We start from the raw sequence: 21,703 nt of genomic DNA, 5'->3' as shown, positions 1-21,703 counted from the left end.
TTGACCCGCGCGATGCGCCAAGCTAACGATCTTGCGAAACGGTCTATCCGGGGAAAAGAAAATGAGCGACATTGAACGCGAAAGCATGGAATACGATGTGGTCATCGTGGGCGCGGGCCCCGCTGGTCTGTCGGCTGCGATACGCCTGAAGCAACAAAACGCAGACCTGAATGTGGTTGTGCTTGAAAAAGGGTCCGAAGTTGGCGCGCATATCTTGTCAGGCGCGGTGCTGGACACTTGTGGGCTTGATAAGCTTATCCCCGACTGGAAAGAAAAAGGCGCGCCGATCAAAACGGCCGTGAAGAAAGACAACTTCCTTGTGCTTGGCCCAGCAGGTCACCTGCGTGTGCCCAACTGGCCGATGCCGCCTTTGATGAACAACCACGGCAACTATATCGTTTCGATGGCGAATGTCTGCCGCTGGATGGCGGAACAGGCCGAAGAGCTTGGGGTCGAAATCTTCCCCGGCATGGCGTGTTCCGATCTGGTTTTTGGCGACAACGGCGAAGTCAAAGGCGTTGTCGCTGGCGTTTTCGGGCTGGAACCGGATGGATCTTATGGCCCCAACACCGAGCCGGGGATGGAACTGCACGGCAAATACGTCTTCATCTCGGAAGGTGTTCGCGGGTCGCTGGCGAAGGAAATCATCGCCAAATATGACCTGCAAGCAGGCCGCGACGCGCAGAAGTTCGGCCTTGGTATGAAAGAGATCTGGGAGATTGACCCAGAAAAACACAACGAAGGCACCGTGACCCACACGATGGGCTGGCCGCTGGGTAAGAATGCAGGCGGTGGATCGTTCATCTATCACCTAGAAAACAATCAGGTTTACGTCGGCTTTGTGGTTCACCTGAACTATAAGAACCCGCACCTCTATCCTTATATGGAATTCCAGCGCTTCAAGCATCACCCCGAGATTGCAAAACTGCTTGAGGGCGGCAAACGCGTGGCTTACGGCGCGCGGGCGATTTCCGAAGGCGGGTATCAGTCGATGCCGAAAGCCTCGTTCCCCGGTGGCGCTCTGCTTGGCTGTTCGGTCGGGTTGGTGAACGTGCCGCGCATCAAGGGCAATCACAACGCGATGTTGTCGGGCATTGCGGCGGCAGACGCGGCGGTGAAGGCCATCGCAGAAGGTCGCGCGGGTGACGAGTTGTCGGATTACGAGGTCGAGCTGCGCACAGGCGAGGTTGCCAAAGACCTGAAGAAAGTGCGCAATGTAAAACCTCTGTGGTCGAAATTTGGCCTGACCGCGTCGCTGATGCTGGGCGGGGTAGATATGTGGGTGCAGTCGCTGTTTGGGTTTTCGCCTTTTGGCACCGTCAAACACGGCAAGAACGACGCGCAGGCCACGGGGAAAGCCGCCGACTTCGCTGTCATCGACTATCCGAAACCGGACGGCAAACTGTCATTTGACCGCCTGACCAATGTCGCCTTCGCCGCCACGAACCATGAAGAAAGCCAGCCCTGCCACCTGAAGCTGGCTGACCCCGATCTGCCGATCAAGGTCAACTTGCCCGAATTCGCAGAACCCGCGCAACGGTACTGCCCGGCGGGCGTTTATGAGGTGGTTGAGGAAGCCGGCAAAGATCCGCGCTTTGTGATCAACTTTCAGAACTGCGTTCATTGCAAGACCTGTGACATCAAGGACCCAAGCCAAAACATCATCTGGACGGTTCCGCAGGGCGGTGACGGGCCGAATTATCCGAACATGTAGCGGCGTGTTTCCAGAAAACGTAAACGTGAGGGGTGGCCATGTGCCGCCCCTCATTGTTTTCGCCGCATATGCCGATTAGGTTCCAAAGCAACGCTTCAACTTACGAAGCCATCTAACAAGAGATTTACACGTGGTGCCCCTTAGATTTCCAACCTCCCGTAAGCTCATCGCCACTATGATCACGGCGGCCTGTCTTGTCGGTATAGCGCCAATAACGGGGCAAGCTGATACGGCTGCCGGCCCTTATCTGGCGGCACGCCAAGCCGATCTGTCAGGCGATTTCGTCAAGGTGGTCGAATACGGCACGCGCGCCCTGTCTGACAATGCGGATCGCACCGACATACTTGAAGGTCTGGTCGTGGCCCATACAGCACTGGGCGAGATCGACAAGGCCCTGCCTTTCGCCCACCGTCTGACGTCAATCAATCCTGACAATCAATTGGCCGGATTGGTTCTTCTGGGCGACGCGTTGGCGAACGAACAGTGGGACGACGCCCTCGCCCTGCTGGAAGGCGGGATTTCGATCGCTGGCATGGTTGACCAGATGACCACCGCTTGGATCAGTCTGGGTCAGGGCCGTATGTCGCAGGCGCTCGAGGTGTTTGACAGACTGTCCGAAGACCAAAGCACCCGTGCCTTCGCCCAGTTCCAAAAGGCGCTGGCACTGGCACATGTCGGAGATTTCGAAGGCGCGGCAAGCATTTTCAGCGGTGAAGAAGGCGATTTGCAACTGAATCGCGGCGGCATTTTGGCCTATGTGCAGGTGCTGAGCCAACTTGACCGCCATACAGACGCGCTGGCGCTTTTAAAACAAAGCGCCACCGGGCAGGTCGACCCGGAAGTTGCCGACATCATTGCCAAGCTTGAAGCAGGCGAGGTTTTGCCCTTCACCGGCATCACATCGCCCAATGACGGCGTTGCCGAACTGTTTTTTGCCGTCGCTGAAAGCCGAAGCGTCGATGCCGACCCGACCATTGCGCTTATTTTCAGCCGCCTTTCCGAACATCTGAACCCCGACAACGCGGGCACCATCCTACTGTCTGCGCGGCTGCTTGAACGGATGGAGCTTCACGACCTTGCCGTCGACGCCTATGGTCGCGTGCCCACGGGCAGCCTCCTGTATCAAGAGGCCGCACTGGGTCGCACGGATGTCCTGCGTCGTTCCGAAAAATTTGACGAGGCGATCGACGAACTGAAAGCTCTGGCCGACGCCTATCCTGACACGCTTCGGTTCCGCGTCGCGCTTGGTGACACGTTGATGCAACAAGACCGCTTCAAAGAAGCCCGCGCCGCCTATGATAAAGCAATCGAGGGCTTTGCCGAAGATCTGCCCGGCCAATGGGCCACTTATTTTCAGCGCGCCATTGCACTGACCAAAATAGACAAATGGCCAGCGGCCGAGGCCGATTTTCGCAAAGCGCTGGAGCTTAGCCCGGAAGAGCCCAACGTGCTGAATTACCTGGGTTACACCTATGTCGAACGGCAGACCAATATGGACGAAGCGCTGGACATGATCGAACGCGCGGTCGCAGCCCGCCCCGAAAGCGGATACATCGTCGACAGCCTGGGTTGGGCTCAGTTCCGGTTGGGGCGCTATGACGAAGCCGTCAAGAACATGGAACGCGCGGTCGAGCTGATGCCAGTTGACCCGATCCTGAACGATCATCTGGGTGATACCTATTGGGCCGTTGGTCGCAAACGCGAGGCTCGGTTCCAATGGAGCCGCGCGCTTAGCTTCATCGCTGACGACACTGATCTGGAAGAACTTAAGCCTGATCGTATACGCCGCAAGCTTGAGGTCGGATTGGATGTCGTCTTGGCAGAAGAAGGGGCCGCCCCCCTGACCAAACCCGAATGACCATCAGCAAAATCTTTGCCCCTGCAAAGGTGAACCTGACGCTGCATGTGACGGGTCAGCGCAAAGATGGCTATCACCTGCTCGATAGCCTTGTGGTGTTCGCTGATGTGGGCGACCGCGTGACCGTGATGCCTGCAACCGTGTCGAAGTTCGAGGTCACCGGCCCGCGTGCCGAAGGTGTGCCGACGGACGAAACCAACCTTGCCGTCCGCGCAGCTGCCCTTTTCGACGTGCCAGTCCACATCGTCTTGTCCAAACACCTGCCAACCGCCGCCGGAATCGGTGGCGGTAGTTCAGACGCTGCCGCCACAGTTCTTGCGCTGTCCGAGATCACCGGCAACACCCGCTTGCCCGAAGGCGTGACCGGGCTGGGTGCCGATGTGCGTGTCTGCCTGCTTCGCCATGCCGCACGGATGCGTGGCATTGGCGAAGATGTCGCCCCCTGCTCCGGACTACCACCGCTGTTTGCGGTGCTTGCCAACCCCGGCGTCGACGTTGCGACGCCTGCTGTCTTCAAAGCCCTACCCAACAAGGCAAACCCGCCGATGCCCAAGCGACTGCCGCAAGGTCTGAAGACGCGGGCTTTCATTGACTGGCTGGCGTCTCAACGCAACGATCTGGAAGCGCCCGCGATTGCGCACGCCCCGATCATCGCTGACGTGCTGGCCGCCTTAACGGCACTGCCGGATGCGCGACTTGCCCGAATGTCAGGGTCGGGGGCCACATGTTTTGCGTTGTTTGAAACAGAACAGGCCGCGCAAAACGCGGCCCGGTTGGTGGCAGATCAGCAGCCTGATTGGTGGGTCGAACCCGCGCGCCTTAGTTAATCCGCGCCACGACGTAGTCGGCAATCTCGCGCAACATATCGCGGATCGGGTCATCCGGCAGAACCGTCAGCGCAGCCTTCGCCTTGTCCGCCCAAACCATGGCGTCCGTGCGCGTTTCTTCCAATGCGCCGTGCTTGTTCAAAAGCCCCAGCGCATAGTCCAAATCGCCATCATGCTGGCGACCTTTTTCGATCGTGCGCGACCAGAAGGAACGCTCCTCCTCGTCCGCTTTTGCAACGGCTTTGATCAGCGGTAGCGTCAGTTTGCGTTCGCGGAAGTCGTCGCCAATATTCTTGCCAATGGCATCTCCGCCGGTGAAATCCAACAGGTCGTCCACAATCTGGAACGACACGCCCAGCGCATCACCGTAGTCATACAGTGCTTTCACCTGCGCCTCGTTTGCCCCTGCGATCACACCGCCGACTTCGGTCGCGGCGGAAAACAGCGCGGCGGTCTTGCCGCGCACCACTTGCAGATAAATCGCCTCGTCCGTCGCCAGATCCTGCGCGGCGGTCAGTTGTAACACCTCGCCTTCGGCAATCGTGGCCGAGGCATTGGCCAGAATATCCAGAACCCGCAAATTGCCGGTTTCCACCATCAGCTGGAAACTGCGCGAAAATAGATAGTCGCCGACCAAAACGCTGGACTTGTTGTCCCACAACAAGTTGGCGGTGGGCCGTCCGCGGCGCTGACCACTTTCATCGACCACATCGTCATGCAACAGCGTGGCGGTGTGAATGAACTCGACCGTTGCGGCCAGATGGATGTGATAGGGCCCTTGGTATCCGCACAGCTTCGCCGCCGCCAAGGTCAGCATGGGTCGCAGACGTTTGCCGCCCGCATCAACCAGATGAGCTGTCACCTCGGGAATGCGCGGGGCGTTCTTTGATGCCATGCGTTGACTGATCAAGGCGTTCACGGCGGCCATCTCGTCTTCGAGATGCGCACCCAAACGTTCGTGCGGTTTATGTGCAGCTTCGATCAGCATGATCACCTTCCCGTCAGATTGCCCGTCATCCGGCTCGACAAAGCCATGGACCTGCCATTAAGTCCATATCTATGAGAGAGCTTCTTCGCACCACAGACCCAACTTTGATCCCGTTTGTCACGGCCCTTCTTGATGGCGAGGATATAAACTGCTTTGCGATGGACGTCCATATGAGTGCGCTGGAAGGTTCGATCGGAATCCTGCCGCGCCGCTTAATGGTCCTTGAAAAAGATTTATTCCTTGCGCGCGCCGTTTTGCGCGATAATGGCGTGGAATACGAAGGGTAAACCATGACACCTGCGGCCCCCGAACTGACAAAAGATGCATTTTTGGGCGGGCAATTGACGCTAGCACAGCCCGCGACCGGGTATCGCGCGGGCGTTGACCCGGTTTTTCTGGCCGCATCTGTCCCGGCATCCCCCGGACAATCGGTTCTTGAACTTGGGTGCGGTGCCGGGGCCGCGTCACTTTGTCTTGGGCGGCGCGTCGCCGGGCTGCGACTGGTGGGGTTGGAGCGGCAAACCATTTACGCTGATCTTGCGAAGCTCAACGCCAAGCAAAACAAAATTCCCCTGACCGTACACAAAGGCGATCTGGCAAACATGCCGGCCGCGCTGCGCAATGACGGGTTTGATCACGTTATTATGAACCCGCCCTACTTTCGGCGCGACCGAGGCACCGCCTCCCCCGATGCGGTGCGCGAAGGCGCGTTGGGCGAAGACACGCCGCTTTCCACTTGGCTGGATCAGGCGACGCGACGCCTGTCACCCGCCGGATACATTACCCTGATCCAAAATGCCGAACGACTGCCCGAGGTCTTAGCCGCAATGGATAGCAGGCTTGGTTCGGTGGTGGTGAAGCCTCTTTGCCCGCGCATCGGACGGGCGGCATCACTGGTGATCGTGCAGGCGCGAAAAGGTGGACGTGGCGCGTTCCGACTGGCGGCTCCCCTTATTTTGCACGAAGGCATTATGCACGAAGCCGACCGCGATCATTACACACCCGAGGTCGCCGCGATTTTGCGTACAGGCGCGGCCTTGTCCTTGGACTAGACGCCGCAGGCACCGGGTTCGGATCGAACTCATCGCGGATTTTCGTCATTTGGATGCAACGACCTCGTGACAAGCTGCCAAATATGTGGTGCACTCAATCTGTCCATTTACATCAGAGGAGGAACGCCCATGAGCATGAGTTCGCATCTTGAAGAGCTGCGGAGGAAACACGAGGTTCTCTCTGAAAAGGTCGAGGCGATCCAACGGTCGCCCGGCAGCAGCGACCACGAGATTTCTGAGCTGAAGAAGCAGAAACTCCTGCTCAAAGAGGAAATTGAGCGTCTCGCAACCGCCTAGGGCCTATCAGACCGGGTCAGTTGCCTGCGCTTTGTGCCGAACTGGCCCGCGCGGCCATCACCGCGCCAACCGTGATAAGAAGACCAGCAAGGATCAATGACAGACGGGGCTCCGCCACGCCTGCAACGATCAGGATAAGTGTCGACAACAGCGGCGCGCTATAGCTAGCGACGCCCAATAGTTGAATGTCGCCCAGCTTCACTCCAATATCCCACACGTAAAACGCAAGTCCGACTGGGCCTAGCCCCAGACCTAGAACCGCGGCCCAACCAAGGGCGTCGACTGGCCACGCTGTAACTTCCCATGTCAGATGCGCACCGGTCGCAAGCACTGCCGTCAAAAGGCAAAAAACGACGACAGAGGCGGTCGGCGTGTTTCCCAGCCTGCGTGAAAGAACCGAATACCCCGACCATGTCAGCGCGCATAGAAACGCGAGGCCAAAGCCGGGCAGTGCATCTGCGCTAAACCCGCTCGATCCGCCCAAAACGATGATCGCCGCGCCCACGAAGGACACAAGCGCGCCGATAATGTGAAGCGGCCTTAGCTGCTCGCCTGGCAATAGGCCCGAGAAAAGCACGATCAACAACGGCCAAAGATACGCAATCAACCCCGCTTCGGCAGCCGGTGCGATGCGCAGGGCCGAGAAATAAAGTGCGTGATAACCAAACAGGCCGAGCGTCCCGAACAGGTAAACGCGCCACCCAACTCGCCGCAGCGCGCCCAAGTTCCCGGCCCATCCGATCCAGACCAACCCGACAGAACCGCCAATCAGAAACGCCATGGCCGCCAGTTGAAAGGGCGGCACAGGGACGGTTCCCACAGTAAAAAGAGCCAACAGAGACCACAACAGCACCGCGCTAAAGCCCACTAGGGTTGCCTTGCCGGTTGTCATATCAGCTTCTCGACCGGGATTATGGTCATGTCGGTGACGGTAGGCAGTCGGTCATTTCGGTTAGGTATCATCTAATTTGTGACCTTGAAAGACTGATCAATGCACATCTCCGAGTCCCTCAGGACCAATTCGGCGTTGCCCAAGAAAGAGGGGACCAGCCGGTTTGGCCAGTCCCCAATAATGCGATTTCAAGGCGAGATCAGACGAAGAACTGCGCCCCGTTGGCCGAAATGGTCGAGCCATTGATGAACTGCGCATCGTCCGACGCAAGGAAAGTCACGCAACGTGCGATCTCTTCCGGCTCGCCCAGACGTCCCGCCGGGATACCGGCGATGATCGATTCGCGTACCTTTTCAGGCACAGCCATCACCATCTCGGTTGCGATATAGCCGGGGCAGATTGCGTTGGCGGTGATGCCTGCGCGCGCGCCTTCTTGGGCCAGCGATTTGATGATGCCAAGATCGCCCGCCTTGGTCGCGGCATAGTTCACCTGAGCGAACTGCCCCTTCTGACCATTAATCGAGCTGATCACGATGATCCGGCCAAACTTGCGTTCGCGCATACCGGGCCAAATCGGGTGAACCGTGTTAAACACGCCGGTCAGGTTGGTATCAATCACCTCGTGCCACTGTTCGGGCGTCATCTTGTGAAACGGAGCGTCGCGGGTGATACCCGCATTGGCAACCACAACGTCAATCGGTCCGAGATCCGCTTCGACCTGTGCCAGCCCTTTCGCCGAGGCCTCGTAGTCAGCAACATTCCACTTGTAGGTCTTGATGCCGGTTTCTTCCGTAAAGGCCGAAGCGCTTGCATCATTGCCCGCATATGTGGCCGCCACGTTATAGCCCTCTGCTTTCAGAGCCTTGGAAATCGCAGCGCCAATGCCGCGCGAACCACCGGTAACCAGTGCAACTCGAGCCATGTATTCCTCCAATATATTATCTAGGTATGGAAACTCTGTTACCTTTTATACACTCGCTACGCAATATTATTGCGTAAACATTTTCAGAATTGCAGAGATTATTTCCCCGCCTTTCCGCAATGTAGCAAAAAGGCGCCCAGAGGCGCCTTTTCTTTTCAGCCCGGCGATGGCTCAGGGACGTTCAAGGCACATTGCCACGCCCATACCGCCGCCAATGCAAAGTGTCGCAAGACCCTTCTTGGCGTCGCGGCGCTTCATCTCAAACAACAGCGTGTTCAGAATACGGCAGCCCGAGGCACCAATGGGGTGGCCGATGGCAATTGCACCGCCGTTCACGTTCACAACGGACGTGTCCCACTCCATGTCTTTGTTCACGGCGCAAGCCTGCGCGGCGAACGCCTCATTGGCTTCCACAAGGTCAAGGTCTTGCGCTTTCCAGCCCGCCTTTTCCAACGCCTTTTTTGAGGCATGGATCGGTCCGACACCCATGATCGACGGATCAAGCCCTGCGGTGGCATAGGATGCGATGCGCGCCAGCGGCTCCAGCCCACGCTTTTCGGCTTCTTCCGCGCTCATCAGCAATACCGCGGCTGCACCGTCATTGATGCCCGAGGCGTTGGCCGCAGTTACCGATCCGTCTTTGGTGAAGGCCGGGCGCAGCTTCTGCATGGCTTCCATTGTCGCGCCATGGCGGATGTATTCATCCTGATCGACGATAGTTTCGCCTTTGCGGGTCTTTACGACAAAGGGGACGATCTCATCCGCGAATTTGCCAGCCTTCTGGGCGGCCTCTGCTTTATTTTGCGAGGCGACAGCGAATTCATCCTGCATCTCGCGGGTGATCTGCCATTGCTGGGCCACATTCTCGGCGGTTTGACCCATGTGGTAGCCGTTGAAGGCATCCCAAAGGCCGTCCTTGATCATCGAGTCGATGAACTTCATGTCGCCCATCTTGTGACCTGCACGTAAATGCGCAACGTGGGCGCTAAGCGACATGCTTTCCTGACCGCCAGCGGCAACGATGGCCGAATCGCCAAGCATCACATGCTGGGCACCAAGCGCCACGGTGCGCAGACCCGAACCGCAGACTTGGTTAATGCTCCACGCCGAGCTTTCTTTGGGAAATCCGGCGTTGATATGCGCTTGGCGCGCGGGGTTCTGCCCTTGTCCGGCCTGAAGAACCTGACCCAGAATGGTTTCATCAATCTCGCTTTTGTCGACTCCGGCGCGGACGACGACGGCCTCAAGCACAGCGGACCCCAAGTCGTGGGCGGGCGTGTTTGCAAACGAGCCCGAGAAACTGCCGACGGCAGTCCGCGCGGCGGATACGATAACAACGTTGGTCATGATGGTTCCTTTTCCTCCAAACTGACGGATAAGCGCCGGCAAACCGCCGCGAAACGACGTTTTTTCGAACTGATATCCGATGTTGAACGCATCCTGTGCTGCATTGCAGAGGAAATCAAGTCGCACGCACTTGCTCTGTCAGGGAACCTTAAGTGGGCAGCCGGATCAGGCCACCTTCTGCCAATAGGGATTGATCGTCGGCGCACCAAAATAATACCCCTGCATGCAATCCACGCCAATCGAAGCAAGATAAGTCGCGTCCTTATAGTTTTCGACACTTTCCGCCACCGTGAACATGTCGAAATGGCGTGCTAGGGACAACATTGCTTCGGTCAGGATCTGATTGTCAGCGTCTTGATGGATGCCGCGGATGAACTCGCCGTCGATCTTCAGGATGTCGAAGTAGAAGTCTTTGAGATAACGGAAAGAAGTGAAGCCTGCGCCAAAGTCATCCAGCGCGAAGCTGATCCCTTTTTGCTGCAGGTCCGCCATGAAGACCTGCACCAGATCCGGCATGGTGATGGCTGTACGTTCTGTAATCTCAAGAATCAGGCGCTCACCCACAGTCGGGTTGTCCTGCAGGCCGCGTTCCAACACCTGTTTCCAGCCCGGATAGGCGATCGAACGGGCCGACATGTTAACCGCCAATCGCAGCCCCGGTTCCGCTGCCAAAACTTCCAGCCCCTTTTCCAAGGCCAGCGCGTCAAGAATGCGCCCCATCTCGGTGTCTTCGACGGCTCCAATAAAGCTTTTTGCGGGAATCACTCGGCCAGAGGCGTCATGCACCCGCAACAGGCCTTCATAAAATGCCATACGGTCTGGATTGGCCGTCTGCACAACCGGTTGATAGGCCAGTTTCACCTGTTTGTGGCGCAATGCATGGCGCACCAAGTCCAGCGCTTCGTGGTCGCGCAGATCAAGGGCGACGGAGAGTGGGTCGCTCATCGGTTGGTCGCCCATCGGCGCTATTCCAGGCACCTCATCCCATCTCAAATTACGCATCATTGAAAATCTCCATCGCAGCGATGAGACATTGATGCGCCACATATGCTAACAAGCAGTGAAATCCTCAATTTCCTGCTAATTTTACGTATCTCAGAAGAAAGCTCTCTTATGACCCAGCGCTGCACATGGTGCGGAGATGATCCGCTTTATGTCACCTATCACGACACCGAATGGGGCGTGCCGGAATATGATGGCCGGGCGTTGTGGGAAAAGCTGATCCTTGACGGGTTTCAGGCCGGGCTGAGTTGGATCACCATTCTGCGCAAACGTGACGCATTCCGCGCTGCCTTTGAAGGGTTCGACCCCGACGTTATCGCCAAATGGGGCGACGACGAGGTGACGCGATTGCTGGGCAATGCCGGGATCGTCCGCCACCGCGGCAAGATCGAAGCTACCATCGGCAACGCGCAAGCCTATCTGAATCTTGGCGGCGCGCAGGCTTTTGCAGATTTGATTTGGGGGTATGTCGACGGCGTGCCGCAGGTGTCGCGATACGCCAGCCTTGCGGAGGTCCCGACCTCAAGCCCATTGACCGAACAGATGTCTAAAGATCTGAAAAAGGCTGGGTTCAAGTTCTGCGGCCCCACAATCATCTATGCTTGGATGGAGGCCTGTGGCTTGTTAAACAACCACACCACAAGCTGCTTTCGCTTTAATCAGGTGGCTAGCGAAGTCCCGCCAGCAAGTCCCGGCTGGGAACGCCGGTAACCGGCACGCCGCGCGCAGTCTGATAAGACCGTATCGCCGCACGCCCCTTTTCACCGATCACACCATCCGGGCGCCCGGCCTTGAAGCCCAACGCGTTCAGGCGGCTTTGCAACTCTTGCCGCTCGGCGGTGGTCATACCCCACGGGTCTCCGGGGAACTTGGCGCGAATGGGTCCGCGCCCGGCTAGACGGTCAGACAGATGCCCCACGCCGATAACGTAGCTGTCGGCATAATTATAGGTCTTCAGCACGTGGAAATTGTCGAAGATCATGAACACAGGGCCGGTGGGGCCGGCTGGCAGAATCAGCGCGCCGAAGGCCGAACCGCTAAGCTTTTCGCCCGACGCGTGGGTCACGCCAAGCTGCGCCCAATCACGTTGCCGCCGCGTATGGACGCGCCCGGTGCGCGCCAGATCGAAGCCTTTCGGCAATTGCACTTCATAAGCCCAAGGTTGTCCTTCGTGCCAACCCTTCGCACGCAGATACGCCGCAGTCGAGGCCAGCGCGTCCGTCGGATCATCGGCCCAAATGTCGCGCCGACCATCGCGGTTGAAATCAACCGCATGGCGCAAGAACGAACTTGGCATGAACTGCGTGTGCCCCATGGCCCCCGCATAAGATCCGTTCAACCGGCTAAGTGATGTGTCGCCAGAGGCAAGGATATGCAAGGCAGCCAGCAGCTCTTCTTCGAACAGATTGCGGCGACGGCCATCATAGGCCAGCGACGCCAGGGTCGACAGAACCGGGGCCGACCCGCGCACAGCCCCATAGCTGCTTTCCATGCCCCAGATCGCCACGATGATCTCACGCGGAACCTCAAAATGTTTCTCGATCCGCCCCAGCAGGGTCGGATAGCGCGCCATAACGACTTGCCCACCCTTGATCCGCTGCGGCGACGCTGCCGAGGCGAGATAGTCGCCAAGCGATCTTGATGTTTCTGCGGGCGCTTTGTCTGACCTGACCACCTCGGGCAGGAAACGCACCTTCTCCAGCGCGCGCAGGGTGTTGGCCGGAATGCCGCTTGAGGCAGCCCGTGTACGGAAACTGGCCAGCCATGCCGCAAACCCCGCATCGGCCAGCGCGGCTTTAGGCATAATACTTGCGGCCAAAAGCAGCCCTGCTGCCTGTCGCCTTGAGATTCTTCCGGTTTGCATGCCTTTTGACACCCCAGCCATCGCAGCCTCGTCCGAGCAGATTTGTGCGCCGAGTGCAGACAATACGCCTGTTTGCGCAGACCTCAAAGCCTTGCGGCGCGGATCGGCAATCTCGCGCTGACAGGGCCCGCGCATCCTTTGTCGCGCCCCAAATTTTTGCCAACCGCCGCTGCCCAATTGCGCCTTTGCCCTGCGCCGCGTATAGCAAGTCAACGCAGATCCGACCTTCCGAAAGGCTGACAATGAGTGACGACAGCAAAACCACCAACGCCATGTGGGGTGGCCGCTTTTCCGCTGGCCCCGATGCAATCATGGAGGCAATCAACGCCTCGATCGGCTATGACCAGCGCATGGCGCGGCAAGATATCGACGGATCGCGTGCGCACGCCTTAATGCTGGCAGCAACCGGTGTCATCACGGAGCAAGACGCCGAAGCGATCCACGAAGGTCTGACGCAAGTCCTGAGTGAGATTGAAGGCGGCAGTTTCGCCTTCTCGACAGCGCTTGAAGATATCCACATGAATGTCGAAGCTCGCCTGAAAGAAATCGTCGGTGAGCCCGCTGGCCGTCTGCACACGGCCCGGTCGCGCAATGATCAGGTCGCTACCGATTTCCGCCTGTGGGTGCGTGACCAGATGGACGCGGCAATCGAGGGGTTGGAGGCGCTGATCCGCGCTTTGATCGGTCAGGCTGAAGCAGGGGCGGACTGGGTCATGCCAGGTTTCACGCACCTGCAAACGGCCCAACCAGTGACATGGGGCCACCACATGATGGCTTATGTCGAGATGTTTGCCCGTGATATGTCTCGTTTCCGCGATGCGCGCACCCGGATGAACGAGTGCCCCTTGGGATCAGCAGCCCTCGCTGGCACGTCCTTCCCTATCGACCGCCACATGACCGCCGAGGCCTTGGGCTTTGACCGCCCCACCGCCAATTCGCTGGACGCCGTGGCCGACCGTGATTTCGCGTTGGAGTTCCTGACGTCAGCGTCCATCTGCGCCATGCACCTTAGTCGCTTTGCAGAAGAGTTGGTGATCTGGTCATCCGCCCAGTTCCGTTTCGTGCGCATGTCTGACAAATGGTCCACCGGTTCGTCGATCATGCCACAAAAGCGCAACCCAGACGCGGCTGAACTGATCCGCGCCAAAATCGGGCGGATCATGGGGGCCACCGTGGGCCTGATGACCGTGATGAAGGGGCTGCCGCTCGCCTATTCCAAGGACATGCAGGAAGACAAGGAACAGGTGTTTGACGCCGCCGACAACCTGATGCTGGCACTGGCCGCAATGACTGGCATGGTGTCAGACATGGCAGCAAATACGGACGCACTTGAGGCTGCGGCTTCTTCCGGTTTCTCGACCGCGACCGATCTTGCCGACTGGCTGGTGCGCGCATTGAACATGCCGTTCCGCGACGCCCACCACGTGACCGGGTCGCTGGTGGCTATGGCCGAAACCCGCGGCTGCGACCTGCCCGACCTGTCGCTCGCCGACATGCAGTCGATCCATGATGCGATCACCGACGAGGTCTTCGGCGTTCTTGGCGTGCATAATTCCGTCGCGAGCCGCACATCCTATGGCGGCACGGCCCCGTCCGAGGTTCGCAAACAGATCGCTCGTTGGAAGGAGGTGCTGTCATGATCCGCGTCACCCTGATCCTCGCCCTTCTGAGTCTGGCTGCCTGCGGTGCCGATGGCGAGCCTATTCGTCCCGGTAGCCCGGAAGACATCGCAGAACAACAAGCCCGCCAGTAAGCCCAGCTGCCCGAAAGGCCCGCCCATGGATCATTTCCTTTACCGCGACGGCATCCTGCACGCCGAAGACGTGGCAATCCCCGAGATCGCCGCCAAGGTCGGCACGCCCTTCTATGTCTATTCCGCCGCCACGCTGAAACGTCATATCGGGCTGTTCACCGAAGCGCTGGACTGGGCGGACCACCTTGTCTGCTTCGCGGTCAAATCCAACTCGAACCTTGCCGTCTTGAAGCTGCTGGGTGACTTGGGCGCGGGCATGGACGTGGTGTCAGAAGGTGAATACCGCCGCGCGCTGGCCGCTGGCGTGCCGGGCGACCGGATCGTCTTTTCCGGTGTCGGCAAGACCCGCGACGAAATGCGACTGGCGCTGGCCCATGGTATCCGTCAGTTCAATCTGGAAAGCGAACCCGAGATGCGGGTGCTGTCGCAGGTTGCCTCTGATATGGGGGTGGTCGCGCCCGTGACCGTCCGCATAAACCCGGACGTCGATGCCAAAACCCACGCCAAGATCTCGACCGGCAAGTCTGAAAACAAGTTCGGTATCCCAATCACCCGTGCCCGCGACGTTTACGCCGAAATTGCCACCCTGCCCGGCCTGAAGGCCGTCGGCATCGACGTGCATATCGGCAGCCAACTGACCAAGCTGGAGCCGTTCCGCCAAGCTTACCAGAAGGTTGCGCAACTGACTGAAGCCCTACGCGCAGACGGCCACGACATCACCCGCCTTGATCTAGGCGGCGGGCTTGGCATTCCTTACGAGCGATCAAACACCGCACCCCCGCTGCCCATCGAATACGGCCAGATGGTGCGCGAAACCGTGGGGCATCTGGGCTGCGAGATCGAGATTGAACCGGGACGGCTGGTATCCGGCAATGCGGGCCTGATGGTCACATCCGTGATCTATGTGAAGGAAGGCGAAGGACAGGACTTCCTGATCGTGGACGCCGCGATGAACGACCTTGTGCGCCCGTCGATGTATGAAGCCCATCACGACATTATTCCAGTGATCGAGGCGACACCCGGCGACGAAAAAGCCCGCTATGACATCGTCGGGCCGATCTGCGAAACCGGCGATACATTCGCAAAGGGGCGCGATCTGGACAGCCTTCGACCCGAGGACCTGATCGCCTTCCGGTCCGCGGGCGCCTACGGCGCGGTGATGGCCTCCGAGTATAACTCCCGCCCCCTGATCCCCGAAGTTCTGGTGATGGGCGATCAATTTGAAGTCATCCGTGCGCGACCCACCTATGAACAGATGCTAGGACGCGATACCATCCCTTCATGGCTGTGAACCCAACGCGGGTCCAATGACCCGCCCCACCCTACCTAACGAGGTGCAACCGCATCTCAGATGGCCTTTGCGTCTGACAGGGGCTGGCATGGTTTTGGAGCGGTTCTGGCATGCTTTCTGGCCGCTTGCGACAATCCTTCTGGCAGCTTTCGCAGTGTGGAGCTTCTGGACCATCGGCCCATCCCCCGCAGCGAGCGGCGCGATGATGGTTGGCGCGGCCATAGCCCTTATCGCGCTGATTTGGGGGGTTCGAAAATTCTCGTGGCCCAGCCGGGCCGAGCGCCTAGCCCGGCTGGATGACAGCCTGCCTGGCCACCCGATTGCAGCCCTGCAAGACGAACAGGCGACCGGACGCAATGACCCGGCCTCGCGTGATCTGTGGCAGGCCCATTTGCACCGGATGGCCCAGCGTTTAAAGGGCGTAAGGCCCGTTGCGCCCGACCTGCGCGTCGCGCTGAATGACCCTTATGGCTTGCGTCTGATAGCCGCCACAGGTGCCGCTTTGGCGCTTGGCTTTACCCCGTGGATGGACCGCGCGGCGTCGGTCACGGGCACGAACGCCAGCGCTCAGCCAATCGCCAGCGCCAGTTGGGAAGGGTGGATTGAGCCGCCCGGCTACACTGGACGCCCCAGCCTGTATCTGGCCGACCAACCCCCCGGACCACTGGCCGTGCCCACGGGCAGCCGCCTGACCCTGCGGCTGTATGGCGACCTTAGCGCCTTTACCATCGACGCCGATCTGTCCGGCGCGCCGATTAAAGGCCCGACCCTGCAAAGCTATGTCCAGATCATCACCAAAAATAGCCTGCTCAGCATCGACGGTCCCGGCGGGGCGACTTGGCACATCACCGCAATCGGCGACACCCCGCCCAATGTAGGCATAGACGGGGACCTGTCGCGCCGCATTGCTGGCGATTTTTCGCTTCCGTTCATCGCGACCGATGATTACGCCGTCACTGCAGGTCACGCCGAAGCGTCACTTGGGCTTGACCGCATGGATCGCCGCCATGGGCTGGCAGTCGACCCGGAACCCCGCCCACCTTTGATTGTTGACCTACCATTGCCCTATCGCGGCGCACGAACGCTGATCGAAGGGGTGTTGGAGGAAAACCTGATCGAACACCCGTGGGCGGGCCTGCCGATCAACCTGACGCTGAAGGTCGAAGATGGCGCAGAACAAACCGGCACGTCGACCCCGCTGGGCATTATTCTTCCCGCCCGCCGTTTTCTGCATCCCGTTGCCAAAGCACTGGTCGAACAACGCCGCGATCTGATGTGGTCACGCCAGAACGGACGCCGCGTTGCGCAAATCCTGCGGGCTGTGCTGAACCGCCCCGACGACCTTAAGCTACCCGACGGCGTCTACTTACGGCTACGCGGGGGCATCCGGCGACTGGAAGCTGGCATCGCCTTTTCTGACCTGCCTTCAGGCCTGCCAGAAGACCTGCGCGACGAGATCGCCACCTTACTGTGGGACGTCGCCGTCGAACTTGACGATGGCCGGCTTGCCGACGCGCTTGCCCGGATGCAGCAGGCACAAGATAGGTTGGAACAAGCCATGCGCGACGGGGCCAGCGAAGAAGAGCTGGCCGAACTGATGGACGAGGTCCGCGAGGCGATGCGCGACTACATGGATCAGCTGGCGCAGAACCAGCAGAACGCACCGCAATCTGATCAGCCGCCACCTGAAAACGGGATCGAGATGTCGCAGGCCGACATTGAAGATATGATGGACCGTATCGAAGAGTTGATGCGTGAAGGGCGCGAGGACGAGGCGATGCAGATGCTCGATCAACTGCGCCAGATGATGGAAAACATGCAGATGGCGCAGAACGGGCAGCCCAGCCAACCCGGAGAAAGCGCGCGCGAGGGTCTTCAGGACACACTGCGCGAACAACAAGGTCTGTCGGATCAGGCTTTCCGCGACCTGCAGGAACAAGGGCAAGGATCGCAGGCGGGCGAGGCTGAGGGCAACGAAGGGCGCGACGGCGGTCAGGGGCGTGGCCAAAGCCATGATGGGACTGGCGGCCAACAAGGGCAAGATGGCGAAGGCGCAGGGCCCGAACAGAACAACAGCCCCGGGCAAGGCAACGATCTGGCGCAGCGCCAAAGCGATTTACAACGGCAACTTGAAGCCCAACGCCGCAACCTGCCCGGTGCCAGCGACGAAGCAGGCCAAGCCGCGCGCGACGCGCTGGACGAGGCCGGGCGCGCCATGGGTGACGCCGCTGACGCATTGGAACAGGGCGACCTGCCCGAAGCGCTGGGCCGACAGGCCGACGCGATGGAGGCCTTGCGCGAAGGGATGCGCCAGTTCGACGAAGCCATGCAAAACCAACAAGCCCAGCGCGAAGGTGAACAGGGCAGCAGCCCCGGCGAAGGCCGCAGATCAAGCCAACGCGACCCGCTTGGTCGCAACCCCGACGGTCAATCCGGTGCGGTCGGCACAGATAACCCGCTTGAAGATGGTGAAGACGTCTATCGACGCGCGCAAGAGTTGATGAACGAACTGCGCCGCCGATCCGGTGACGGTGATCGCCCCGATCTGGAACGCGACTACCTAAAACGTCTGCTGGATCAGTTTTAAGCGGCCCCGGTTCGCGACAAGCTCAATACCGTTTGCGCGCGGCCAATGCTGCCGAAATTGTGCCTTCGTCCAGATAATCCAGCTCGCCTCCTATCGGCACACCCTGTGCCAGAGATGAAACGGCACAACGCCCTTCCAGCTCTTCTGCGATGTAATGCGCCGTGGTTTGACCGTCGACAGTCGCGTTCAGTGCCAAGATGACCTCGGTCACATTTTCATCAATAACGCGCTGGATCAGGCGGGGAATGCCAAGGTCTTCCGGGCCGACCGCATCAAGTGCCGACAGGGTTCCGCCCAGCACGTGATAGCGCCCTTTGAAACGACCAGCACGTTCCATCGCCCAAAGGTCGGCGACATCTTCGACCACGCAAATCTCGCCCACTGCACGTTTCTCGGACGCACAGATATCGCACTGGTTTGCAGTCGATACATTTCCGCAGGTGATACATTCGCGCGCCGTCTCGGCCACCGCGGCCATCGCGTCCGCGAGCGGCGTCAGCACAAGCGCACGCTTGCGGATCAGATACAGCACCGCTCGCCGCGCAGACCGCGGACCGAGTCCGGGCAGTTTCGCCATTAACTCGATCAGGTTCTCGATATCACGCGGGGCTTCTGACATGCGGTTTTCTGCCTTAGAACGGCAGGTTCATGTCCTTGGGCAGACCAAGTTCTTCGGTCAGGCGTGACATCTCGGTTTCGCTGCGGTCCTGCGCCTTGGCCTGAGCATCCTTGATCGCGGCAAGGATCAAATCCTCGACCACTTCCTTTTCGTCGGGGTTGAAGATCGAAGGGTCAATGTCCAGGCCCGTCAACACGCCCTTTGCGGTCGCAGTGGCCCGCACCAAACCGGCACCACTTTCCCCGACCACGGTCATCGTAGACAGGCTTTCTTGCATATCCGACATCTTGGTCTGCATCTCTTGTGCGGCTTTCATCATCTTGGCCATATCGCCAAGACCACCCAGTCCCTTCAGCATTTTATGCTCCTCGATCTTGTGTATTCGGTTCAGTCTTAGATACGGTCGGGCCGCCCCGCTTACAAGGCGTGGCACGGCCAGACAAGATCAGCAATGGACTTGAACTGTGAAACACCCATAGACCGGCGTTCATTGCGCGCCTTGGAGCCAGGGGCATTCAGTCTTTCGATGATATCGTCCCGCGTGGCTTCCCAGATTTCAAATACTTCGTAGTTTCCTTGTAACAGCACAAGCTGAACAGCATCGAATTCTTGATCCGTGTTTATCTTCGAAACACGGCCCCAAGACGCCCCATCATTCTTCCAGCGTCCCTTGATTTGAATTTTCTCTTTTCTGTCCGTTGTTGTTCGATACGCGTCGAAACCGGGAGTGCGTGCTTCGGCGAGTTCTAGGTCAAGCAGCCTGGCAGCCTCCATCTCGGCGATCTCGCCCGTCACACCGAGAGGCTTACCGGTCAGTTGGTAGTATTCAACCGCAAGTGACTTGACCTCTTCAAGGATCGCAATCTCGGAACGCGTTGAGCTTTTCATCTACTCTTCCTCAAACGGATCCCATTCGTCGTCAACCTCTGGCAGGGCTTCTGCGGCGGCTTCATCGGCCATGTCTGCTGCGGTGCGAATTTCAGTGATCCGCGCCTTGGGAAAGTTTGCGATCACCGCTTGAACCAAAGGGTGCGCCGCCGCTTCTTCTTCCAGCGCAAGCTTTTCACCATCCCGCGTCTCAGTAATCGTCGCCGCCTCACATCCATTCACCAGCGTGACGCCCCAACGCACACCAGTCCATCCTTGCAGACGTTGCGCAAGACGGGCGGCAAGGTCGGATGGTGCCCCATCAGCGGGCGTGAATTCGATCCGGCCCGGTGCGTAAGCTGCAAGCCGCAGGCCGCCCTCAACCTCGACCAACAGCTTCACATCGCGGTTAGATCGGATCAATTCGATCACATCCTCGAACCGGGTATAGCGCGCCAAGGCGTTTTCCGGTTCCTGCGATACGGCCAAAGCAGTTGCGCCACCGCTTGACCCGCCACCAGAAACCGAACCGCGCGATACAGAGGTCGCACTCGGTCCACTGCCACCCGATGGCGCAGGGGCACCGCCTATCGGCCCGGCTGGCGGCCCAGGCTGGTCCTTCAACCTGCGCACCAATTCTTCCGGCGTAGGCAAGTCGGCCACATGGGTCAGCCGAATGACCGCCATTTCAGCTGCCATCATCGAATTTGGCGCAACCGAGATCTCTTCAATCGCCTTCAGCAACATCTGCCACATCCGCGACAGAACCCGCATCGGCAGTTCGCGCGACATGGTTTGCCCGCGATTGCGCTCTTCCGATGACACCGTCGGGTCTTCGACGGCCTCTGGTGTGATCTTGATCACGCTCAGCCAGTGCGAAACTTCGGCCAGATCACGCAACACCGCCATTGGATCAGCGCCGTCGGCATATTGACCACCAAGCTCAACCAAAGCCCCCGCCGCATTCCCTTTTAGAATCAGATCCATCAGGTCCAGCACCCGGCCCCGATCCGCCAGCCCCAACATGGCGCGCACCTGTTCGGCGGTCGTTTCACCGGCACCATGGCTGATCGCCTGATCCAGCAGCGATTGCGCATCACGGGCCGAGCCTTCGGCGGCGCGCGTGATCAGCGCCAGCGCATCATCGGCGATCGCAGCCCCTTCCGCATCGGCAATCCGGCGCAACATGGCCAGCATGTCCTCAGGTTCGATCCGGCGCAGGTCAAACCGCTGACAGCGGCTCAGAACCGTGACGGGCACTTTACGGATTTCGGTGGTCGCAAAAATGAATTTCACGTGCTCAGGCGGCTCTTCAAGCGTCTTGAGCAGGGCGTTGAACGCACTGGTCGACAGCATGTGAACTTCGTCGATGATATAGATCTTATACCGCGCCGATGCCGCACGATAATGAACACTGTCGATAATCTCGCGAATATCCCCCACACCAGTGCGCGAGGCGGCGTCCATCTCCATCACATCCACATGGCGGCCTTCGGCGATGGCAACGCAATGTTCACACTTGCCGCAGGGCTCGACAGTTGGTCCGCCCGTGCCGTCTGGCCCGATGCAGTTCATGCCCTTGGCGATGATCCGCGCCGTGGTGGTTTTGCCCACACCGCGAATGCCCGTCATTACAAAGGCCTGCGCGATCCGGTCGGCTTCGAACGCGTTCTTGAGCGTGCGCACCATCGCCTCTTGCCCGATCAGATCGGCGAACGTTTCTGGGCGGTATTTGCGCGCCAGAACCTGATAGGGCTGGGCCGCTTGCGCCGTGTCGGGAGTGGTGTCGCTCATCGTCAACCTTTGTCGAGATTCGTCCAGTC

The 21,703-nt window shown here is 59.3% G+C and carries 20 protein-coding genes; 10 read left to right on the top strand and 10 right to left on the bottom strand.

The genetic code is table 11. The annotated features are described in order from the left end of the window. Positions 1-61: 61 nt before the first annotated feature. The 3 genes from MUY35_RS12325 (at position 62) to MUY35_RS12315 (ending at position 4,399) form a co-directional block, all read left to right on the top strand. Positions 62-1,714, top strand: a complete 1,653-nt coding sequence (locus MUY35_RS12325) for an electron transfer flavoprotein-ubiquinone oxidoreductase (RefSeq protein WP_248368887.1) — start codon at positions 62-64, stop codon at positions 1,712-1,714. Between the two features lie 130 nt (positions 1,715-1,844). Further along, a complete protein-coding gene (locus MUY35_RS12320) occupies positions 1,845-3,572 on the top strand; it encodes a tetratricopeptide repeat protein (protein WP_248368885.1) in 1,728 nt (575 codons plus the stop codon). Next, entirely contained in the window at positions 3,569-4,399 is an 831-nt protein-coding gene (locus MUY35_RS12315; RefSeq protein ID WP_248368882.1) for a 4-(cytidine 5'-diphospho)-2-C-methyl-D-erythritol kinase, read from the top strand. Before MUY35_RS12320 ends, MUY35_RS12315 begins: the two co-directional genes overlap by 4 nt. Here the strand turns inward: MUY35_RS12315 and MUY35_RS12310 are convergent. After that, a complete protein-coding gene (locus MUY35_RS12310) occupies positions 4,392-5,387 on the bottom strand; it encodes a polyprenyl synthetase family protein (protein WP_248368880.1) in 996 nt (331 codons plus the stop codon). The two genes, MUY35_RS12315 and MUY35_RS12310, sit on opposite strands and share 8 nt — an antisense overlap. A 71-nt stretch (positions 5,388-5,458) precedes the next feature. On the opposite strand from MUY35_RS12310, the gene MUY35_RS12305 reads away from it, so the two are divergent. The 3 genes from MUY35_RS12305 to MUY35_RS12295 all read left to right on the top strand — a co-directional run bounded on the left by MUY35_RS12305 (position 5,459) and on the right by MUY35_RS12295 (position 6,736). Continuing rightward, positions 5,459-5,674 (top strand): DUF2007 domain-containing protein, encoded by a 216-nt coding sequence (locus MUY35_RS12305; protein WP_248368878.1) that lies wholly within the window; start codon positions 5,459-5,461, stop codon positions 5,672-5,674. A gap of 3 nt (positions 5,675-5,677) precedes the next feature. Next, positions 5,678-6,439 carry a methyltransferase gene (locus MUY35_RS12300; RefSeq protein ID WP_248368876.1) on the top strand — a complete coding sequence of 254 codons (762 nt, stop codon included), beginning with the start codon at positions 5,678-5,680 and terminating at the stop codon, positions 6,437-6,439. Positions 6,440-6,568: 129 nt separating this feature from the next. Beyond that, positions 6,569-6,736 carry a DUF465 domain-containing protein gene (locus MUY35_RS12295; protein ID WP_248368874.1) on the top strand — a complete coding sequence of 56 codons (168 nt, stop codon included), beginning with the start codon at positions 6,569-6,571 and terminating at the stop codon, positions 6,734-6,736. Between the two features lie 16 nt (positions 6,737-6,752). Here the strand turns inward: MUY35_RS12295 and MUY35_RS12290 are convergent, their stop codons facing one another. The 4 genes from MUY35_RS12290 to MUY35_RS12275 all read right to left on the bottom strand — a co-directional run bounded on the left by MUY35_RS12290 (position 6,753) and on the right by MUY35_RS12275 (position 10,842). After that, a complete protein-coding gene (locus MUY35_RS12290; RefSeq protein ID WP_248368873.1) occupies positions 6,753-7,628 on the bottom strand; it encodes an EamA family transporter in 876 nt (291 codons plus the stop codon). A gap of 199 nt (positions 7,629-7,827) precedes the next feature. Further along, complete coding sequence (phbB, locus tag MUY35_RS12285) at positions 7,828-8,550, bottom strand: acetoacetyl-CoA reductase (RefSeq protein WP_248368872.1); 723 nt, start codon at positions 8,548-8,550, stop codon at positions 7,828-7,830. A gap of 171 nt (positions 8,551-8,721) precedes the next feature. Beyond that, positions 8,722-9,897 carry an acetyl-CoA C-acetyltransferase gene (locus MUY35_RS12280; RefSeq protein WP_248368871.1) on the bottom strand — a complete coding sequence of 392 codons (1,176 nt, stop codon included), beginning with the start codon at positions 9,895-9,897 and terminating at the stop codon, positions 8,722-8,724. Between the two features lie 165 nt (positions 9,898-10,062). After that, positions 10,063-10,842 carry an EAL domain-containing protein gene (locus MUY35_RS12275; protein WP_248369042.1) on the bottom strand — a complete coding sequence of 260 codons (780 nt, stop codon included), beginning with the start codon at positions 10,840-10,842 and terminating at the stop codon, positions 10,063-10,065. A 168-nt stretch (positions 10,843-11,010) separates the two neighbouring features. On the opposite strand from MUY35_RS12275, the gene MUY35_RS12270 reads away from it, so the two are divergent. Next, positions 11,011-11,610, top strand: a complete 600-nt coding sequence (locus MUY35_RS12270) for a DNA-3-methyladenine glycosylase I (RefSeq protein WP_248368869.1) — start codon at positions 11,011-11,013, stop codon at positions 11,608-11,610. Here the strand turns inward: MUY35_RS12270 and MUY35_RS12265 are convergent. Further along, the gene (locus tag MUY35_RS12265) at positions 11,567-12,718 is read right to left on the bottom strand and encodes a lytic murein transglycosylase (protein WP_248368867.1); all 1,152 of its coding nucleotides are present in this window, start codon (positions 12,716-12,718) and stop codon (positions 11,567-11,569) included. The two genes, MUY35_RS12270 and MUY35_RS12265, sit on opposite strands and share 44 nt — an antisense overlap. 287 nt (positions 12,719-13,005) lie before the next feature. On the opposite strand from MUY35_RS12265, the gene argH reads away from it, so the two are divergent. The 3 genes from argH (at position 13,006) to MUY35_RS12250 (ending at position 18,394) form a co-directional block, all read left to right on the top strand. Beyond that, entirely contained in the window at positions 13,006-14,403 is a 1,398-nt protein-coding gene (gene argH / locus MUY35_RS12260) for an argininosuccinate lyase (protein WP_248368865.1), read from the top strand. A 138-nt stretch (positions 14,404-14,541) separates the two neighbouring features. Next, positions 14,542-15,807 carry a diaminopimelate decarboxylase gene (gene lysA / locus MUY35_RS12255; protein ID WP_248368858.1) on the top strand — a complete coding sequence of 422 codons (1,266 nt, stop codon included), beginning with the start codon at positions 14,542-14,544 and terminating at the stop codon, positions 15,805-15,807. Positions 15,808-15,823: 16 nt separating this feature from the next. Then, positions 15,824-18,394, top strand: a complete 2,571-nt coding sequence (locus MUY35_RS12250; RefSeq protein WP_248368850.1) for a TIGR02302 family protein — start codon at positions 15,824-15,826, stop codon at positions 18,392-18,394. Between the two features lie 22 nt (positions 18,395-18,416). Here the strand turns inward: MUY35_RS12250 and recR are convergent, their stop codons facing one another. Genes recR through MUY35_RS12230 form a run of 4 tightly spaced genes read right to left on the bottom strand, consistent with a single transcriptional unit; the run spans position 18,417 to position 21,674 of the window. After that, positions 18,417-19,013 carry a recombination mediator RecR gene (recR, locus tag MUY35_RS12245; protein ID WP_248368848.1) on the bottom strand — a complete coding sequence of 199 codons (597 nt, stop codon included), beginning with the start codon at positions 19,011-19,013 and terminating at the stop codon, positions 18,417-18,419. Between the two features lie 13 nt (positions 19,014-19,026). Then, on the bottom strand, positions 19,027-19,371 hold the full coding sequence (locus tag MUY35_RS12240; protein WP_248368846.1) for a YbaB/EbfC family nucleoid-associated protein: 345 nt from the start codon (positions 19,369-19,371) through the stop codon (positions 19,027-19,029). Positions 19,372-19,430: 59 nt separating this feature from the next. Next, positions 19,431-19,901, bottom strand: coding sequence for a hypothetical protein (locus tag MUY35_RS12235; protein WP_248368844.1), 471 nt, complete (start codon positions 19,899-19,901; stop codon positions 19,431-19,433). Beyond that, positions 19,902-21,674 carry a DNA polymerase III subunit gamma/tau gene (locus MUY35_RS12230; RefSeq protein WP_248368842.1) on the bottom strand — a complete coding sequence of 591 codons (1,773 nt, stop codon included), beginning with the start codon at positions 21,672-21,674 and terminating at the stop codon, positions 19,902-19,904. Positions 21,675-21,703: the final 29 nt, after the last annotated feature.

The sequence above is a fragment of the Aliiroseovarius sp. S1339 genome (assembly GCF_023195695.1).
Classification (GTDB): domain Bacteria; phylum Pseudomonadota; class Alphaproteobacteria; order Rhodobacterales; family Rhodobacteraceae; genus Aliiroseovarius.
The sequence above is the reverse complement of the archived record's forward strand: the minus strand, read 5'-3'. Positions and strand labels throughout refer to the sequence as shown.

Excerpts from the sequence above, each read along its gene's own strand:
- MUY35_RS12325 (WP_248368887.1), top strand. The coding sequence starts at position 62 with ATGAGCGACATTGAACGCGAAAGCATGGAATACGATGTGGTCATCGTG.
- MUY35_RS12235 (WP_248368844.1), bottom strand. The coding sequence starts at position 19,901 with ATGAAAAGCTCAACGCGTTCCGAGATTGCGATCCTTGAAGAGGTCAAG.
- argH (WP_248368865.1), top strand. The coding sequence starts at position 13,006 with ATGAGTGACGACAGCAAAACCACCAACGCCATGTGGGGTGGCCGCTTT.
- MUY35_RS12300 (WP_248368876.1), top strand. The coding sequence starts at position 5,678 with ATGACACCTGCGGCCCCCGAACTGACAAAAGATGCATTTTTGGGCGGG.
- MUY35_RS12305 (WP_248368878.1), top strand. The coding sequence starts at position 5,459 with ATGAGAGAGCTTCTTCGCACCACAGACCCAACTTTGATCCCGTTTGTC.
- MUY35_RS12240 (WP_248368846.1), bottom strand. The coding sequence starts at position 19,371 with ATGCTGAAGGGACTGGGTGGTCTTGGCGATATGGCCAAGATGATGAAA.
- MUY35_RS12295 (WP_248368874.1), top strand. The coding sequence starts at position 6,569 with ATGAGCATGAGTTCGCATCTTGAAGAGCTGCGGAGGAAACACGAGGTT.
- MUY35_RS12270 (WP_248368869.1), top strand. The coding sequence starts at position 11,011 with ATGACCCAGCGCTGCACATGGTGCGGAGATGATCCGCTTTATGTCACC.
- lysA (WP_248368858.1), top strand. The coding sequence starts at position 14,542 with ATGGATCATTTCCTTTACCGCGACGGCATCCTGCACGCCGAAGACGTG.
- MUY35_RS12315 (WP_248368882.1), top strand. The coding sequence starts at position 3,569 with ATGACCATCAGCAAAATCTTTGCCCCTGCAAAGGTGAACCTGACGCTG.
- MUY35_RS12290 (WP_248368873.1), bottom strand. The coding sequence starts at position 7,628 with ATGACAACCGGCAAGGCAACCCTAGTGGGCTTTAGCGCGGTGCTGTTG.
- MUY35_RS12280 (WP_248368871.1), bottom strand. The coding sequence starts at position 9,897 with ATGACCAACGTTGTTATCGTATCCGCCGCGCGGACTGCCGTCGGCAGT.
- MUY35_RS12275 (WP_248369042.1), bottom strand. The coding sequence starts at position 10,842 with ATGAGCGACCCACTCTCCGTCGCCCTTGATCTGCGCGACCACGAAGCG.
- phbB (WP_248368872.1), bottom strand. The coding sequence starts at position 8,550 with ATGGCTCGAGTTGCACTGGTTACCGGTGGTTCGCGCGGCATTGGCGCT.
- MUY35_RS12250 (WP_248368850.1), top strand. The coding sequence starts at position 15,824 with ATGACCCGCCCCACCCTACCTAACGAGGTGCAACCGCATCTCAGATGG.
- MUY35_RS12230 (WP_248368842.1), bottom strand. The coding sequence starts at position 21,674 with ATGAGCGACACCACTCCCGACACGGCGCAAGCGGCCCAGCCCTATCAG.
- recR (WP_248368848.1), bottom strand. The coding sequence starts at position 19,013 with ATGTCAGAAGCCCCGCGTGATATCGAGAACCTGATCGAGTTAATGGCG.
- MUY35_RS12310 (WP_248368880.1), bottom strand. The coding sequence starts at position 5,387 with ATGCTGATCGAAGCTGCACATAAACCGCACGAACGTTTGGGTGCGCAT.